Genomic DNA, 17160 nt, shown 5'->3' with positions numbered 1-17160 from the left:
TCCGGTCGTGGATGCCGCGGCGTTCGGGATCGGGAACGGGGGATCAGACAGGGAGCCGGTAGACCCGGCGTGCGGTCCCTGCGAGGACGGCGTCGCGCTCGCTGGGCGACAGGCCCGAGACGAGGGTCTTGGCGGCGTTCCAGAAGGTGACGTAGTCGTACGCCACCCGGTCCGGAGGGAAGTTGCTCTCGAGCATGCACCGATGCGGTCCGAACCGCTCCACCGCGGTGTCGAAGAACGGCCGCCAGGCCCTGGCCAGGGCCTTCGAGCGTGGCTCGCCGTCGGCGGGGGTGAGGTCGAGCCCCCACACCGGGATTCCGAAGCCACCGATCTTGAGGTTCACGTTGGGGCATCGCGCCAGGTCGGCGACGGCCGCCGACCACTCCGCGAAGACCTCCTCCCGCCGGTCCGCATAGGGTCCGACGCCCAGCGGGAACCCGAGGTGGTTCAGCACCACCGTCGTGTCCGGGAACGTGCGGGCGAGCGCGGCCAGCTCGCCGATCTGCGGATGGAAGAGCACGGCGTCGAACGAGAGTCCACGCGGAGCCAGCGCGGCATAGCCGCGGCGGAACGCCGCGGAGCCGAGCAGGCCGCGGGGCGGGCTCATGCTGACGGTGGACATGATCCCCGGATCGGCGTCCCAGTAGCTGCCCTGCCGGATGCCGCGGAACCGCGCCGGGGAGGCGTCGAGATGGGCGTCGAGGACGTCGCCGATCGCCGCTCCGGCGCCGAGGTCGGCGAATCCGACGATCGCCGCACACAGCTGCGTGCCGGTCCCCTCGGCGACGCTCTTCTCCGCGACGTCGTCGGCGAACTCGGTCTCCCCGACCGGCCGCAGGCCGGCCGGCCCCGTCGTCCGCAGCCGGTAGCGGCTCTCGACGTAGACGGTGGCGACGATCCGGTGTCCGCGCGCGGTGTCGCGGCCGAGGTCCTCGGCGAGATACCTGCTGCCGTGGAACTCGCCGAGGTGGTGGTGCGCGTCGACGACCGGCCACGACGGCTCGAGCGGCGCCTCCGTCGAGAGGTCGTTCATGAGCCGTTCCCGCTGTCTCGCATGTCGAGCTGTGCGCTGCGCGAGAGCCGGCCGGTGGCCGCCAGCAGCGCGGGTGCCATCTCGCGGAGCCGCTCCGGCGAGGCGCGGTGTCGTGGTGCCGAGATGCCGATGGCGGCGATGGCGTCGCCCGCGCCCCCGAACACCACGGCACCGATCGCCGAGACGTCCGAGCGGTACTCGCCGTCGTTGAGGGCGTAGCCCTGCTCGCGGATCTCCGCGATCTGGGCCCGGAACCGCTCCGGATCGGTGATGGTGCCCTCGGTGTAGCCGTGCAGCGGCCGGCGCAGCATCTCCTCGAGGACGTACGGGCTGGACGCGAGCAGCGCCTTGCCCGACGCGGAGACGTGGGCGGGCAGCCGCTCGCCCCGCCCGACGTACGACCGGACGGCCTGCGTGCTGTCGATCTTCTCGATCACCAGGACCGAGTCGCCCTCGAGGGCGAGCAGCTGGACGGACTCGTTGGTGACGGCCGAGAGCTCGCGCATCTCCGTCAGGGCGAGCGGCGCCAGGTCGACGACCGGAGCGCGTGAGCCGAGCGTGTAGGTGCGCAGCGTCAGGTACCAGCGGGTGATCTCGCCGCTCGAGTAGACGTAGCCGAGCGCCTCCAGGGTGCGCAGGGCACGCTGCACCGTGCTCTTGGCGATGTCCAGGTCGCGCGCCAGCGCGCTCACCCCGGCGCCGGGCGCCGCGGCCACGGCCTCGAGCACCCGGAACACGACGGTGACGGCCCGGGGGAGGGCCGAGTCGCCGTCGGCGCCGTTCGCGGACCGTTCGTTGTCCGTGTCGGGGGAGAGCTCCGTCTTGCGCATGCTCCTGGCCTTTCGCTGCCGTACGCGGGAGTCGGCTTCTCGTGCCGGCTCAGTCGTCGAAGAGGATGACCCCACGGAGGTTCTTGCCGTCGATCATGTCCTGGCACGCCTGGTTGATCTCGTCGAGCCGGTAGGTCGTGGTCACCAGCTCGTCGAGGAGCAGCTGACCGCTCTTGTAGAGCGCGACGAGCCTCGGGATGTCCACGCGCGGGTTGCAGCTGCCGTACATGCCGCCCCGGATCTGCTTCTCGAGCAGGACGAGGTTGCGGATGTTGAGCTGGGCGTCGAGCTGAGTCGGCGCGGTCACGTTGGTCAGGGCGAGCACCCCGCCCTTCGACGTGAGGTTCAGCAGCGTCTGCAGGGCGTTCGGATCGGCGACGCCCATGACCATGATGGTCCGGTCGGCGCCGACACCGCGGGTCAGCTCCCGGACGATCTGGTCGGCCTCGGCCAGGTCCGCGGCCTCGTGGGTGGCGCCGAAGGTGCTGATCGCGGCCTTGCGCTTCCACTCGACGGGATCCACCACGACGATGTTCGACGCGCCGGCGTGCCGGGCGCCCTGGACGGCGTTCATGCCGACCCCGCCGATCCCCACGACGACGACGGTGTCCCCGACCCGGACGTCGGCGACGTTGACCGCCGACCCCCAGCCCGTGGGCACGCCGCAGCCGAGGATCGCCAGCTTGTCGAGCGGGACGTCGCGGTCCACCGGGATCAGGCAGTCCGCCGGCACCACGACGTACGGGCTGAAGGTGCCGATGTAGGTCATCTGCGCGACCGGGGTGCCGTCGGGCGTGTGGACGCGGTGCGTGCCGTCGAGGGTCTTGCCGGTCTGCAGGCCGGCGCCCCGGTCGCAGAGGTTGGACCGGCCGATCCCGCACCACGTGCAGCGGCCGCAGGCGGGCATGAACGTGGTGACGACGTGGTCGCCGACCTGCACGCCGGTGGTGTCCGGTCCCACCTCGACGACGACCCCGGCGCCCTCGTGGCCACCGAGCAGCGGGGTGATGTCGACCGCGCTGTCGCCGGTCAGGTAGTGGTAGTCCGAGTGGCAGATGCCGGAGGCGGCCAGCTTGACGACGGCCTCGTTCTTCTTCGGTGCCCCGTACTCGATGTCCTCGACACTCCAGCGTGCCAGCGTGTCGGCCGTGCCGAACTCCCACAGCAACGCACCCCGGGTGCGCAGGTAGGTCGCTCCCTGCGGGGCGTCGGTGCGGGCGGCACCACTGTCGACGATGACGGACACGGCAACTCCTTCGTTCGGCCGGGAACCGCTGGACCGCGTGCGAGAGGGTCGAAGCCCTGTCCTCGGACGTCCGACGGGACCGTCCAGGAGCTCGCTCAAGCGTTTGGCACAGCGTGCCAGGAATTTAGAGTCGTCCGCGCAGCCCTGTCAACACCCGCCGCGCACCGGCTCCGGCGGCCGCCGGGCCCTGCCCGTTCTCGTCGTTGACAGGTGCGCCGCGATCCGCCTACTTTCTTGGCACGCCGTGTCAGCTGATGGCACAGCTCTCCAGGCTCGCTGGTCAGCGAGCTCCCGCAGCCCCGTCGATCCGCGTGAGCGGTGCTGCGTGGCCTCCTCCATCGATGAAGGGCGCACGATGCTCAGGCAAGACGTCAAGCTCATCTCCGTCGACGACCACCTCATCGAGCCGAAGCACCTGTGGACCGACCGGCTGCCGGCGAAGTACCAGGACGTGGGCCCGCGCGTCGTCGAGGACGACGAGGGCCACGAGGTCTGGCAGTTCGAAGGGCAGCTCTTCCCCCAGGTCGGCCTCAACGCCGTGGCGGGACTCGACGTCGAGGACTTCTCGACCGAACCGCGCCGGTTCGAGGACATGCGGCCCGGCTGCTACGAGCCCAACGCGCGACTCAAGGACATGGACCAGGACGGCGTCTGGGCCTCGCTCGCCTTCCCCTCCTTCAGCCGCTTCTGCGGCCAGCGCTTCCTCGAGGCGAAGGACAAGGACCTCGGCCTCGCCTGCGTGCAGGCCTACAACGACTTCATGCTCGACGAGTGGTCGGGGGCGGATCGTGAACGCCTGGTCCCGCTGGTCATCCTGCCGCTGTGGGACGCCGAGCTGGCGGCGGCCGAGGTCCGCCGGACGGCGGCGCGGGGCGCGAAGGCGATCGCCTTCTCCGAGGGGCCTGCCAAGCTCGGGCTCCCGTCCTTCCACTCCGGCGGCTGGGACCCGCTGTTCCGCGCCGCGGTCGAGACCGACATGCCGGTCTGCATGCACATCGGCTCGTCGTCGTCGATGATCACGACCTCCGCCGATGCCCCGTACGCGATGCACATCGGCCTCAACGGCCTCAACTCGATGATCGCGGCGGTCGACCTGCTCTGGTCGCCGGTACCCACGACCTTCCCGGACATCAAGCTGGTGCTCTCCGAGGGTGGCGCGGGCTGGGCCCCGTACATCATGGAGAAGATCAACTGGGCGTGGACCAAGCACCGGCACTACTGCGACCTGCCCGACACCCCGCCCGAGGAGGTCTGGTCGCGGAACTTCTTCCTCTGCTTCATCGAGGACGTCTTCGCCGTCGAACAGCGCGAGAAGATCGGCATCGACAACCTGATGTGGGAGGCCGACTACCCGCACTCCGACTGCGCGTGGCCGAACTCGCGCAACCGGCTCGAGGAGGTCCTCGAGGACGTCGACGACGACGACGCGGCGAAGATCGGGGAGCTCAACGCCCGGCGCGTCTTCAACCTCTGATGCGGTGCGCGATCGCGGGGATCGGTGCCTCGGCCCGATCGAAGCGGGCGACGGAGTCGATGAACGGGCTGGCGGTGACCGCCGCCCGTGAGGCGGTCGCCGACGCCGGCCTCGAGCCCGGCGACGTCGACTTCATCCTCGGCTACCAGGAGTCGGACTCGCCGGGGCCCCAGGAGCTGGCCACCTACCTCGGCCTCCGTGAGTGCGGGTTCTACGAGATCCTCAGCGGCGGGACGTCGACCGAGTCGCTCGTCTCCGGTGCCGTCGGTCTCATCGCCAGCGGCGCGGCCCGCAACGTCCTGATCTACCGGACGATGCTCGGGCGTTCGGGGAAGCGCATGGGCGGCGGCGCCGGCTGGACGGACGAGTCGTGGGAGACGCTGTTGCCCGGCGGCGCCTACCTGGTGCCGCACGGGATCTTCAACGCCGGCCAGCGCGTTGCGCTGCTCGCCGCGATGCACATGCACGACAACGGGATCGGCGAGGAGGCGCTCGCGGCGATCTGCGAGACGTTCTACGGCCACGCGCAGTCCAACCCGACGGCGCTGATGTACGGGCGCCCGCTCACCCGCGAGGCGTACTTCGCGTCGCCGTACATCGCCTCGCCCCTGCGGCTGCACGACTTCTGCGTCGAGAGCGACGAGGCGAACGCGATCCTCGTGCGGCCGGCCGCCGACGTCAGGGAGTCGGGCCGGCCGACGGTGCTCGTGCGCTCGGTGGTCCCGAAGCTGGCGACGGCACCGACCTTCCACTACAACGCCGACGACCCGACCGGTGTCGCCGGGGCGGCGTGCGCCGCCCGGCTGTACGAGCAGGCCGGTGTCCGGCCCTCGGACTTCGACGTCGCGGCGATCTACGACTGCTTCAGCTGGGTGGTGCTCCGGCAGCTGGAGGCCTACGGGCTGGTGCCGGCGGGCGGCGCCGAGGAGTTCGTCCGTGACGGCCAGCTCGGGCTCGGGGGCAGCCTCCCGACCAACACCGCGGGGGGAATGTTGAGCGAGGGATACACCCACGGCCTGAACAACGTGCTCGAGATCGTGCGCCAGCTCCGGGCCGACCACGCCGGCACCGGCCGCCAGGTCGAGGGCTGCGGGCTGGGTCTGGTGACCGGCTGGGCCGGACCGAGCGTCGCCAGCGGCATGGTCCTGGAGGCCGCGGCATGAGCGGGCGACCCCTGCTGGACGCCCCCGGGGCTCTCGGCGAGGTCGGGCCGGACGAGACCCGGGAGTTCCGGGCCCGGCTGGCCGCGGGCGACTTCTGCCTCCAGCGCTGCCACGGTTGCCGGACGGAGCACTTCCCGCCCGGTCCCGCCTGCTGGCGGTGCGGGCAGGTGGGGCTCGAGTGGCTGCCGGTCGAGGATCCCTCGGCCGTGGTGCGCTCGGCCGTCACCATCCACCGGTCGTTCATGGCCTTCGCCGACCAGGTCCCCTACGCGGTCGTGCTGGGCGAGCTGCGCGCCCACCCCGGGGTGCGGGTCATCGCCCGCCTCGCGGGGGAGGCCGTGCCGATCGGCTCCGGCGTGGAGCTCGTGTGGACGGGCGACCCGTCGCGGGCCGGCTACCACTGGGAGCCACGACCGTGACGCTCCCGGCGGTGACCGGCGTGACCCCCGACGACACGGCACGCGGGCTGGGCGTGGCGACGATCGCCGCGTCGCTCCGGGCCGTGACGGGCCGGGACGGCGTGATCGCGGCCGAGCGGTTGCCGCGCCGGAGCGGATCGGGTTGCGTGGTCGGCAGGGCCCGGACCGCCTCCAACCCACCGGGGGAGAACTCCGCCACGTGGCCCCTGGTCGGAGCCGCCCGCGCCGGTGACCTGCTGGTCCTGGCCGGTCCGGACGACTCGGTGGCGTTGTGGGGGCACCTCGCCTCGACCGCGGCGGCCGCGGCCGGGGTGACCGGGGTGCTGGTCGACGGCGGCGCCCGGGACGTCGGGGCGTGCCGGGAGATGGGCTTCTCGGTCTTCGCGCGGGCCGTGGTCACCCGTGACCCGGCCAAGCGGCGGCCGGGGGTCCTCGGGGAGCCGATCAGGATCGGCGAGGTCGTCGTGGGCGAGGGTGACGTCGTGGTGGCCGACGACGACGGCGTGGTGGTCGTCCCGGCCGGGCGCTGGCCCGAGGTACTGGCCGCGGCGACCGAGCGGGGCCGGGCCGAGGAACGAGACCTGGAGGCCCTGCAGGCCGGCCGGATCGACGAGGTCGTCGCCGCGAAGGCGGGACACCTGCCCGGGGGCTCGCAGCCGTGAGCCCGGCGGGGGGATCGGCGCGACGGAGCGCCGCGCACGAGAGTGAGAGGTCGCAGATGGACAGGTGGACGGTCGACCGTGGACCGACGGCGCAGGCGCTGCTGGAGGAACGCGCCGCCGCACGGCCGGACGAGGAGTTCCTCGAGGTCGCGGGCATGGGGCTCACCCCGCGCGTCGCGGTCGCGGAGAGCGCGGCGATCGCCGGTTTCCTGCGGGACCGCTGCGGCCTGGCCGCGGGGGCGCGGGTCGCCCTGCTCACGGAGAACTGCGTGGAGGCGGTGCTGACCCTGTTCGGGGTGTTCCGGGCCGGCTGCATCCTCGTGCCGATCAACTCGGCCTACAAGGGTGAGTTCCTGGCCCACGTCCTCGCGGACTCCGGTGCGGACGTCGTCGTGTGCCAGGCCGGGTTCGCGGACCGCATCGCGGAGGTGCTCCGCGACTCGGGCGCCCGGCCCACGGTCGTCGTGTTCGGCGACCCGGCCGGACGGCCGGCGGGACTTCCCGAGGACGTGGAGCTCGTCGACTGGGGAACGGTCGTCGGCGGGCCGCCCGCGGCGGAGCTGCCGGCGGTCACCAGCGGGGACACCGCGATCTGCCTCTACACGGGCGGGACCACCGGCCCGTCGAAGGGCTGCCTGCTCTCCCACAACGCGCTGGTGCACCACTCCGCGATCGTCGGCGAGGCGTACGCCCGCACGGCCGAGGACGTGTTCTGGACCCCGCTGCCGCTGTTCCACCTCAACGCGATCAAGTTCGGGGTGATCGGGGCGCTGCTCTGCGGGGGCCGGACGGTGATCGCGCGGAAGTTCTCGGTGTCGCGCTTCTGGAAGGAGCTCCACGCCTGCGGTGCGACCATCGCGAACCTGCTCGGCTCGATGGCGACGCTCGTCGCCCGCTCGGAGCACGACCCGCTCGACGACCACGTCCGGCTGGTCATCGCCGTCCCGATGCCCGAGCAGATCCGGGCCACCCTCGTCGAGAGGTTCGGCGTCGACACCTTCAGCGGGATGTACGGGATGACCGAGTGCTCCACGATCTCCCTCCTGCGACCGTCGCACGACCACCGCCCCGACACGGCCGGTCCCGTCAACGCGGCGGACTACGACGTCAGGGTCCTCGACGACCGGGGGGACGAGGTCGAGCCGGGGACACCCGGGGAGATCGTCGTCCGGCCCCGGCGCGCGAACCTCATGTTCTCCGGCTACTGGGCGCGGCCCGCGTCGACCGTCGCGGCGACCGCCGACCTGTGGTTCCGGACGGGGGACATCGGGAGCGTCGACGCCGACGGCTACCTCTCGTTCCTCGACCGCAAGGGCGACTACCTGCGGCGACGCGGCGAGAACATCTCCAGCCACGAGGTCGAGCGGGTCCTGATGAGGCACGACGGGATCGTCGACGTGGCGGTCCACGCCGTGCCCAGCGACCTGACCGAGGACGACGTGAAGGTCACCGCGGTGCGGTCCGACGCGGGCCTCTCCGAGGCGGACTTCTTCCGGTGGATGGTGTCGCGGCTGCCGTACTTCGCGCTGCCGACCGTGATCGAGTTCCGCGACGAGCTCCCGCGCAGCGCCGTCGGCCGGGTACTGAAGAGGGAGCTGCGCGAGCAGGGGATCACGGAGGGATCATGGCGGACCGACGAGGTGATGAAGGAGGTGACGAGGTCGTGAGCGCAACCGCGGTGGCGACGGACGTGGCCACGGAGCTGGGCGAGTGGGGATCGACCCTCACGTGGGCGGGGCTCCCGGAGCGGATCCGGGCCGACGTCCGCCTGACCTGGCTCGACACGCTCGGCAGCCTGTACCTCGGCCGGGACCATCCCGAGGTCCGGCAGCTGGCGGAGGCGCTCGGGGGCAGCGGCGACTCGCCCACCGTGCTGGGTCCCCGCCTCGGCGCCCGGGACGCGTGCCTGGTCAACGGCCTGGCCCTCGGCGTCGATCTCCTGGACGGCGGCAACGTGGCCTCGGGCGGTCACGTCGCGGGGTACATCATGCCGGCGGTGATCGCCGAGGCGGCCGCGCGCAACGACACCCTGGAGTCCGCCCTCGTCGGGTTCCTCACCGGGTACGAGATCGCCTGCCGGATCGGGTCCTCCCAGCGCCTGCGCCCCAGCCTGCACCCGAGCGGGACCTGGAACGTCATCGGCGCCGCGGTGGCCGTCGCCCGGATGCGCGGGGCGGGCCCGGCCGAGCTCGCGCGGACGATCGCCCTGGCCGCCAACCTGACGCTGACGACCTCGTGGGACGCGACGGTCCACGGCGCCACGGTCCGCGACGTGTATCACGGCATGCCGAGCCACCTCGGCACCCTCGCGGCGGACCTCGCCCTCGCCGGGTTCACCGGCGGGCCGCGCTCCGTCGAGGTCACCTTCGGCGAGCTCAGCTCGATCGCGCCCTTCGACCGCGAGGCCGCCACCCGCGGCCTGGGCGAGCGCTGGCTCCTCGACGAGACCTACACCAAGATCCACCCGACCTGCCGCAGCTTCCACGCCGCCCTCGACGCCGCCCTGCTGGCCTTCGCGGAGCTCCCGCCGGACATCGACCTCGACGGTGTCGAGGTGACGATCGGGACGGAGCCCTTCGCGTTCCAGCAGAACATCGCCGTCCACTCGGAGTCGGACCTCGCCGCCCGCGAGTCGCTGCCCGTCAGCGCGGCGCTCGCCCTGGTGACGGGCCGGCTGACCCCGCAGCAGTACCGGGACGGCGACTACCGGGCGGAGCGGGTGCTCGGGCTCGCCGAGCGCCTGACGGTCGTGTGCGAGCCGCGGGCGACGGAGCGGTCGCGGCCCGGCTGGGTCCGGGTCCAGGGCTCCGGCCTGGACGTGCACCGGACCGTCGACATCCCGGCCGGCAACCCGGGCAACCTGCTCCCGGCCGCCGTCGTGGTCGACAAGTTCCGCGGGCTCGCCGCCCCGCTGCTCGGCGACGAGCTGGAGACGACCGTGGCGGAGCTGCTCACGGGACCGGTCGACGCGCCCTGCCTGGACGTGCTGAAGGTGGATCGATGGAAGGCCTGACGGGACCGCGGGTGCCCGCCGTCCGGGGACTCGTGGACGGCACGTGGGTCGTCCCCGACGGGGACGTCTCGCACGTCGCCACCGACCCGTCCACGGGAGCGGCGCTGGCCGAGTTCGCCGAGTCGTCCCCGGCCCAGGTGGAGGCCGCCCTCGCGGCGGCGCGCCGGGCCTTCGACGACGACTCCCGTCCGGTGTGGACGCCGGCGGAGCGCGGGCGGGCGCTGCACGCGCTGGCGGACCGGATGGAGGCGTCGGCGGAGCTGGAGGCCCTGCTCGTCCACGACGTCGGGACGCCGGTCTCGCAGACCCGGGCCGGACAGGTCCGGCCCGCGGTGGACTGCCTGCGCTGGTTCGCCGAGGCCGCGACCCGTGGTCCGCTGGGCGGCCGGGAACGGCCGCTCCCGCCCTTCGCCGGCCCGGGCGGGCTGTCGACCAGCATGATCGTCCGGGAGCCGGTCGGGGTCGTCGCGGCCCTGACCGCCTACAACTACCCGCCGCTGCTGATCGCCCGGAAGCTCGGCGCGGCGATCGCCTCCGGCTGCACCACGGTCCTGCTCGCCTCGGTCCAGGGCCAGCTCGTCGCGAGCCACATCGTGGAGCTGCTGGCCGGGCTCGACCTGCCGGCCGGGGTGGTCAACGTCGTGATCGGCACCGCCGACGCGGGCCGGGCGCTCTCGTCGGACCCCCGGGTGGACCTGGTGAGCTTCACCGGTTCCGAGCAGGTCGGCGCGGCGATCCTCGCCCAGGGAGCGCCGACCCTCACGAAGACCGTGCTCGAGCTCGGCGGGAAGTCGCCCAACCTCGTCCTGCCCGACGCGCCGCTCGAGCGGCTGGTCGAGCCGGTACTGGCCCGCGTCCACTCGATGGCCGGTCAGGCGTGCGGGGCGAACACCCGGATCCTGGTCGACCGCGAGCGGTACGGCGAGTTCGTCGAGCTCGCGGCGAAGGCGCTGGACTCCGTCGTGGTCGGCCCGGCGGCCGACCCGTCGACGGTCGTCGGCCCGGTGATCAGCGCCGGGCACCGGCGCCGCGTCACCGGCTTCGTCGAGCGGAGCCTGGCGGCGGGCGCGAGCGTCCTCGCCGCGCGCGAGGTCGGGCCCGGCGTCCCGGCGGGCGGCCACTACGTCCCCGTGCAGCTGATCGAGGCACGTCCCGACAGCGAGATCGCGCAGGAGGAGATCTTCGGCCCGGTCGGCGTGGTGCTGCCCTACGACTCGGTCGACGACGCCGTGCGGCTCGCGAACGGCACCCGGTTCGCCCTCAACGCCAACATCTGGGGCCCCACCTCGCAGGCCCTCGGCCTCGCGCGCCGGCTCCGCTCCGGGAACGTCACCGTCAACGGCGGGGGCGGCATGCGCCAGGACGTCGGGTGGGGTGGGGGCGGTGCCTCCGGGCTGGGTCGCGAGGGCGGCGATCCCGGCCTCGCCGAGTACTTCGAGGACAAGCACGTGCAGTGGCTCGTGGACGGCTGACCCGCCCTCCCGCCCTGCCCGGCACACCGGACGCCGCATCCCGCCACCGCGGGCGCGGCGGCCTCATCCGTGATCACGGACCTGATCGATGGAGAAACCCGTGGAACCCGTACAGCTCCTGGACCCCGACGGCCGGCTGACCCCGGACCCGCGCTGGCCGTTGGAGATCACCCCCGACCTGTGCCGTGACCTGTACCGCCGGATGGTGCTCGCCCGCCGCTTCGACGACGAGGCGCTGGCCCTGCAGCGGCAGGGGGAGCTCGGGCTCTGGCTGCAGTCCCGCGGCCAGGAGGCGGCCCAGGTCGGCTCCGTCACCGCGTTGCGCCCCGACGACCACGTCTTCCCCAGCTACCGCGAGCAGGCCGCGGCGCTGTGCCGCGGCATCACGCCGGAGGAGCTGCTCGTGCAGTGGCGGGGGAACGCCCACAGCGGCTGGGATCCCGCCGCCTACCGGTTCCACGTCTACACACTCGTCCTGGCCGCCCAGCTGCCGCAGGCGACCGGCTACGCGATGGGTGTGCAGCGCGACGGCGCGGACGAGATCGTCGCCGTCTACTTCGGGGACGGCGCGTCGAGCCAGGGCGAGGCCTCCGAGGCGCTCAACTGGGCGGCGAGCGCGGGGGTGCCGCTGTTGTTCTTCTGCCAGAACAACCAGTGGGCGATCTCGACGCCGACCAGCACCCAGATGCGCGCCCCGCTGCACCAGCGCGCGGCCGGGTTCGGCCTCGACGCCCACCTCGTGGACGGCAACGACGTGCTCGCGGTGCACGCGGTGACCGCCGGCGTCGCCGAGCAGATCCGCGCGGGCGGCGGGCCCGCGCTGATCGAGGCGACGACCTACCGGATGGGCGGTCACAGCACGTCCGACGATCCGGGTCGGTACCGCTCGGACAGCGAGCTGGACAGCTGGCGGGCCCGCGACCCGATCGCCCGGATGGAGATCCTGCTCGACCGCGAGGGCTGGATCGACGAGGCCGGACGCGCCGCCCTCCGGCTGGAGTCGGACGACCTCGCGGCCGAGACCCGGCGGGTCTGCCGCGCGATCCCGAAGGGCGAGTTCAGTGCGCTCTTCGGCACCGTCCTGACCTCGGAACCACCTCATCTGACCGACCAGCGACAGCGGCACACCGCGCTCGTCGCGTCCTACCTGGACTGATCATCTCCAGCCGCCCCACCCCGGCGGCGATTCTCGGGAACGGGAGCCACCCATGCCCCTGCTCACCTTGTCCGCGGCCCTCAACTCCGGGCTGCGGCACGCCCTCGAACACGATCCCGGCGTCGTGGTGATGGGAGAGGACGTCGGCGGACTCGGCGGCGTCTTCCGGGTCACCGACGGCCTGCAGAAGGACTTCGGCGCCGACCGGGTCATCGACACCCCGCTGGCGGAGGCCGGCATCGTCGGCACGGCGATCGGGCTCGCCCTGCGGGGCTACCGGCCCGTCTGCGAGATCCAGTTCGACGGGTTCGTCTACCCGGCGTTTAGCCAGATCGTGTCGCAGCTGGCGAAGATGCGCGCCCGCACGGCGGGGCGGGTCGCGCTCCCGGTCGTGATCCGCATCCCGGTCGGCGGCGGCATCGGTGCCGTGGAGCACCACAGCGAGTCCAACGAGGCCTACTTCGCGCACACCGCCGGCCTGCGGGTCGTCTACTGCTCGGGATCGCAGGACGCGCACTGGATGCTGCGGCAGGCGGTGGAGTGCGGCGACCCGGTGATCTTCTACGAGCCCAAGCGGCGCTACTGGACCAAGGCCGAGGTCCACGACGACGAGCCGCTGCCGCTGGACCGGGCCCGCGTGGTGCGACCCGGGCGGGACGTGACGCTGCTGGCGTACGGCGGCACCGTGCAGACCTGTCTCGACGCCGCGACGGCCGCGGCCACCGAGGGCCGCGAGCTGGAGGTGATCGACCTCCGCTCGCTGGCCCCGCTGGACCTGGACACGATCGCGGAGTCGGTCGCGCGCACGGGGCGCTGCGTCGTCGTCCACGAGGCCCCGGTGTTCGGGGGGTTCGGTGCGGAGGTCGCCGGCGCCATCGGCGAGCGGTGCTTCGACCGGCTGGAGGCGCCGGTGCTGCGGGTCGGCGGCTACGACCTGCCGTACCCACCGGCGAAGTTCGAGGAGGAGTTCCTCCCGGACCTCGACCGGGTGCTCGACGCGGTGGACCGGAGCCTCGCATGGTGACGGCGACCGTGAACGGCGGCGAGTTCCGGCTGCCGGACGTGGGGGAGGGGCTCACCGAGGCCGAGATCGTCACCTGGCGGGTCGCCGTCGGGGACGTCGTGGAACACAACCAGGTCCTGGTCGAGATCGAGACCGCGAAGTCGCTGGTCGAGCTGCCCTCGCCGTTCGCCGGGACGGTCACCGCGCTGATGGCGCAGGAGGGGGCGACCGTCGCGGTCGGCGCGCCGATCATCCGGATCGGCGAGCCCGCCGACGAGCCGGAGGTTCCGCCGGAGCCCGTCGCCCCGGCCGCCGAGGCGGACGAGCGAGCTCCGGCGGTCCTGGTCGGCTACGGCCCGTCCGCTCCCGGGGAGGTCCGGCGGAGGCGGCGGTCTGCCGGGCGCGCTGCCGCGCCGGCCGCCCCGGCCGCGCCGGCGACACGCACCACGCCGCTGGTCAGGCGTCTGGCGAAGGATCTCGGGGTCGATCTGGCCGCGGTGCGGGGGACCGGACCCGGCGGCCGGATCGTCCGCGCCGACGTGACCGCCCACGCGGAGGCCGTTGCGCCCGCCGCAGCGGTGGACGCGGACCCGCGGACGACGAGGGTCCCCGTGCGCGGCGTGCGGAAGGCGACCGCGGCGGCGATGTCGGCGAGCGCCTTCACCGCGCCCCACGTCACGGAGTTCCTGACCGTCGACGTGACCCGCTCGATGAAGCTCGTCCAGCGGCTGAAGGCCGATCCCGCGTTCGAGGGCAGCAAGGTCACCTTGCTGCTGCTCGCCGCCCGTGCCCTCGCCGTGGCGGCCCGGGAGTTCCCCGACGTCAACGCGTCCTGGGACGACCGGGCCGCCGAGATCGTCCTCCACCACGACGTCAATCTCGGGATCGCCGCGGCGACACCGCGCGGGCTGCTGGTCCCGAACGTCAAGCAGGCGGGTGAGCTTTCGCTGCCGCGGCTCGCCGCGGCGCTGACCGCCCTCGTCGCCACCGCCCGGGACGGTCGCACCACCCCGGAGGACCTCGCCCGGGGAACCATCACCCTCACCAACATCGGAGTGTTCGGGGTCGACGCCGGCACCCCGATCCTCAACCCGGGAGAGGCGGCGATCCTCTGTCTCGGTGCCGTTCGGCGGACGCCGTGGGAGCACCGGGGCCGCGTCGCCCTGCGGTGGACCACACAGCTGGCGCTCTCCTTCGACCACCGCCTGGTCGACGGGGAGCTGGGCAGCCGGGTGCTGGCCCGCGTCGGCGCGGTCCTCCACGATCCGCGCCGTCAGCTCCTGCTGGTCTGACCGGGACGGTCGACGGGAGGCGGCCCGGGGTCGGGGTGACCCGGTCCTGAGCCTGATCTCTCGGCGGTGACGCCAGGCCTACGGCGTGACGCCGCCGCGGTCGGGAGCCCGCCGCGCGAGGGCGGGAGGCAGGTGCGCACGAAGAGCGGGTGGCCCGGCGGCCGACGGCCGGATCTCGACGAGGGTCGTGTCCGCGGTCGGCCCCTGGGCCAGCCGGGAGGTCCCGCGGTCCGCGGTGAGGACGTTCGGGTTCCCGTGCCGGTCCAGGGTCGGGTCGTTCTCGTCGGGGTCGTACCAGGCACCGGTGGGCAGGACGACGACCCCGGGACGGACACCGGCGTCGAGCCGGGCTCCCGCCAGGCAGGTGCCGCGGGCGCTGCGGATCTCGATGAGCGAGCCCTCGACGATCCCGCGGGTGGCGGCGTCGTGCGGGTTGATCCGGCATGCCTCGCGCCCGTGGATCTTCGACGCGGCGGCGACGGGTCCGGTGTCGAGCTGGCTGTGCAGTCGGGTGGCGGGCTGTGTCGAGAGTAGGTGCAGCTGTCCGGGCTCGGCGGCCCCCAGCCATTCCGCGGGTTCGAGCCAGACCGGATGTCCCGGACACTCGTCGTAGCCGTACGAGTCGACGGTCGCGGAGAAGATCTCGATTCGCCCGGACGGGGTGCGCAAGGGCTCCCCGTGCCGCAGACCGGCGAACGGGATCTCCGGAGGCGGGAGCGGCAGCCGCACCGAGCCCGCCGCCCAGAACTCCTCGAAGCCCGGCAGCTCGACGCCGGCGGCGCGGGCGGACTCGACCCCCTGCGCCCACAGGTGCCGCAGCCACCCCTCCTCGTCCCGGCCCTCGGTGAAGGCATCCTCGATGCCGAGCCGCGCGGCGACGTCGCGGAGGATGGCGTGGTCGCTCCGGGCCTCACCGACCGGAGGGACCGCCCGGTGCATCGCGACCAGGAACGGGTCCTTGCTGGAGGCACCGATGTCGTTGCGCTCCAACGTGGTCGTGGCGGGCAGCACGATGTCGGCGTGGCGTGCCGACGCCGTCCAGTACTGCTCGTGCGCGATCACCGTCTCGGGCCGCTGCCAGGCGTCGGAGAGCCGGCCGAGGTCCTGGTGGTGGTGGAAGGGGTTGCCACCCGCCCAGTAGACGAGCCGGACGTCCGGGTAGGTCCGGTGCCGGCCGTCGAACTCGTAGCCGGCGCCGGGCGCCAGGAGCATGTCGGCGATGCGGGCCACGGGGATCGCGTGGTCCGCGAGCGGATTGGGCGGCTTGCGGAGCGCCGGTACCGCGAACGGCTGCCGCGGCGTGCCGACACCGGAGATCGAGCCGACCCCGAACCCGAATCCGCCGCCCGGTAGCCCGATCTGGCCGAGCGCGGCCGCCAGCACGACGGTCATCCAGTAGGGCTGTTCGCCGTGGTCGGCACGCTGGAGCGACCATGACGTGCTGACGAAGGTGCGACCCGCGGCCATCCGCCGGGCCAGGGCCCGGATCTCCCCGGCGTCGAGCTCGGCGATCGACGCCGCCCACTCGGCGTCCTTGGGTACCCCGTCGTGCTTGCCGAGCAGGTACTCGCAGAAGACGTCCCAGCCGACGGTGTGCCGGTCGAGGAAACCGGTGTCGTGCAGGCCTTCCGAGACGAGGGTGTGGGTCAGACCGAGCATCAGCGCGGTGTCCGTGTTGGGCCGGACCGGCCACCAGGCGCAGTTCGGCCCGGTGGGCCCGTCCGACCGCACCGGATTGACCACGACGATCTCGGTGCCGGCCGCCACGACGGCGTCCAGCCCGGGCCCGCCGCGGTGGTCGCCGGTCCCGCCCGGTTCCACCTGCATGGTGTGCCGCGGGCACCCGCCGAACATCACCCACGTGTCGGTGTGGGCGGCGAGCGACTCCCAGGCGGTGCTCGGGCCGTTGTTCGCGTCGTACCCCAGGACGTGCGGCAGGATCTGCGTGCCCGCGGCGTGGCTGTAGCTCCCGACCGACGAGATGTACCCGCCGAGCAGCGCCAGCATCCGGTTGAGCTGGGTCTTGGCGTGGTGGAAGCGACCGGCGCTCGCCCAGCCGTACGAGCCGCCGAAGACCGCGCCGGGCCCGTACTCGTCGAGCACCCGCCGCACCTCGCCGGCGACCAGGTCGAGAGCATCGGGCCAGCTCACCTCGACGTACCCGTCCCGGCCGCGCCGGTACGCCCCGGTCCGCTCCCGCCCGTCGAGCCAACCGCGGCGCACCGCCGGTGCACGGACCCGGCTCGCGGAGTGCACCGACTCCGGGACCGAGTGCAGGAGCGCGGCGGGATCGCGGTCCGTGGTCGCGGCCGCCACGCCGACCACCCGGTCGCCCTCCACCAGGGCCTCGTAGGCACCCCAGTGGGATCCGTGCGGGACCCGGCGCGTACTCAACGC

At 73.3% G+C, this 17160-nt stretch carries 14 protein-coding genes; 10 read left to right on the top strand and 4 right to left on the bottom strand.

Going from position 1 to position 17160, the window contains the following annotated elements:
• Positions 1 to 43: 43 nt before the first annotated feature.
• Genes ABD324_RS16730 through ABD324_RS16720 form a run of 3 tightly spaced genes read right to left on the bottom strand, consistent with a single transcriptional unit; the run spans position 44 to position 3109 of the window.
• Entirely contained in the window at positions 44 to 1033 is a 990-nt protein-coding gene (locus tag ABD324_RS16730; RefSeq protein WP_344417620.1) for an amidohydrolase family protein, read from the bottom strand.
• On the bottom strand, positions 1030 to 1938 hold the full coding sequence (locus tag ABD324_RS16725; protein WP_344417618.1) for an IclR family transcriptional regulator: 909 nt from the start codon (positions 1936 to 1938) through the stop codon (positions 1030 to 1032). Before ABD324_RS16725 ends, ABD324_RS16730 begins: the two co-directional genes overlap by 4 nt.
• A complete protein-coding gene (locus ABD324_RS16720; protein ID WP_344417616.1) occupies positions 1913 to 3109 on the bottom strand; it encodes an NDMA-dependent alcohol dehydrogenase in 1197 nt (398 codons plus the stop codon). The genes ABD324_RS16725 and ABD324_RS16720 overlap by 26 nt, the downstream gene beginning before the upstream one ends.
• Positions 3110 to 3464: 355 nt before the next feature.
• On the opposite strand from ABD324_RS16720, the gene ABD324_RS16715 reads away from it, so the two are divergent.
• The 10 genes from ABD324_RS16715 (at position 3465) to ABD324_RS16670 (ending at position 14763) form a co-directional block, all read left to right on the top strand.
• Positions 3465 to 4583, top strand: coding sequence for an amidohydrolase family protein (locus ABD324_RS16715; protein WP_344417614.1), 1119 nt, complete (start codon positions 3465 to 3467; stop codon positions 4581 to 4583).
• Between the two features lie 59 nt (positions 4584 to 4642).
• Complete coding sequence (locus ABD324_RS16710; protein WP_344417612.1) at positions 4643 to 5746, top strand: thiolase C-terminal domain-containing protein; 1104 nt, start codon at positions 4643 to 4645, stop codon at positions 5744 to 5746.
• The gene (locus ABD324_RS16705; RefSeq protein ID WP_344417610.1) at positions 5743 to 6165 is read left to right on the top strand and encodes a Zn-ribbon domain-containing OB-fold protein; all 423 of its coding nucleotides are present in this window, start codon (positions 5743 to 5745) and stop codon (positions 6163 to 6165) included. Before ABD324_RS16710 ends, ABD324_RS16705 begins: the two co-directional genes overlap by 4 nt.
• A 20-nt stretch (positions 6166 to 6185) precedes the next feature.
• Entirely contained in the window at positions 6186 to 6827 is a 642-nt protein-coding gene (locus ABD324_RS16700; RefSeq protein ID WP_344417608.1) for an RraA family protein, read from the top strand.
• 56 nt (positions 6828 to 6883) lie between these two features.
• Complete coding sequence (locus ABD324_RS16695; RefSeq protein ID WP_344417606.1) at positions 6884 to 8494, top strand: AMP-binding protein; 1611 nt, start codon at positions 6884 to 6886, stop codon at positions 8492 to 8494.
• Positions 8491 to 9840 carry an MmgE/PrpD family protein gene (locus ABD324_RS16690; RefSeq protein ID WP_344417604.1) on the top strand — a complete coding sequence of 450 codons (1350 nt, stop codon included), beginning with the start codon at positions 8491 to 8493 and terminating at the stop codon, positions 9838 to 9840. Before ABD324_RS16695 ends, ABD324_RS16690 begins: the two co-directional genes overlap by 4 nt.
• The gene (locus tag ABD324_RS16685) at positions 9828 to 11312 is read left to right on the top strand and encodes an aldehyde dehydrogenase family protein (RefSeq protein ID WP_344417602.1); all 1485 of its coding nucleotides are present in this window, start codon (positions 9828 to 9830) and stop codon (positions 11310 to 11312) included. Before ABD324_RS16690 ends, ABD324_RS16685 begins: the two co-directional genes overlap by 13 nt.
• A gap of 100 nt (positions 11313 to 11412) precedes the next feature.
• The gene (locus tag ABD324_RS16680) at positions 11413 to 12468 is read left to right on the top strand and encodes a thiamine pyrophosphate-dependent enzyme (protein WP_344417600.1); all 1056 of its coding nucleotides are present in this window, start codon (positions 11413 to 11415) and stop codon (positions 12466 to 12468) included.
• A gap of 52 nt (positions 12469 to 12520) precedes the next feature.
• A complete protein-coding gene (locus ABD324_RS16675) occupies positions 12521 to 13492 on the top strand; it encodes an alpha-ketoacid dehydrogenase subunit beta (protein ID WP_344417598.1) in 972 nt (323 codons plus the stop codon).
• Positions 13486 to 14763 (top strand): dihydrolipoamide acetyltransferase family protein, encoded by a 1278-nt coding sequence (locus ABD324_RS16670; RefSeq protein WP_344417596.1) that lies wholly within the window; start codon positions 13486 to 13488, stop codon positions 14761 to 14763. Before ABD324_RS16675 ends, ABD324_RS16670 begins: the two co-directional genes overlap by 7 nt.
• 78 nt (positions 14764 to 14841) lie before the next feature.
• Here ABD324_RS16670 and ABD324_RS16665 read toward each other — a convergent pair whose 3' ends face one another.
• Positions 14842 to 17157 carry a molybdopterin-dependent oxidoreductase gene (locus ABD324_RS16665; protein ID WP_344417594.1) on the bottom strand — a complete coding sequence of 772 codons (2316 nt, stop codon included), beginning with the start codon at positions 17155 to 17157 and terminating at the stop codon, positions 14842 to 14844.
• Positions 17158 to 17160 lie beyond the last annotated feature (3 nt).

This window comes from Pseudonocardia ailaonensis, assembly GCF_039531635.1.
Taxonomy (GTDB): domain Bacteria; phylum Actinomycetota; class Actinomycetes; order Mycobacteriales; family Pseudonocardiaceae; genus Pseudonocardia; species Pseudonocardia ailaonensis.
Note: the sequence above shows the minus strand (reverse complement) of the source record. Positions and strands in the feature narration are given on the sequence as shown.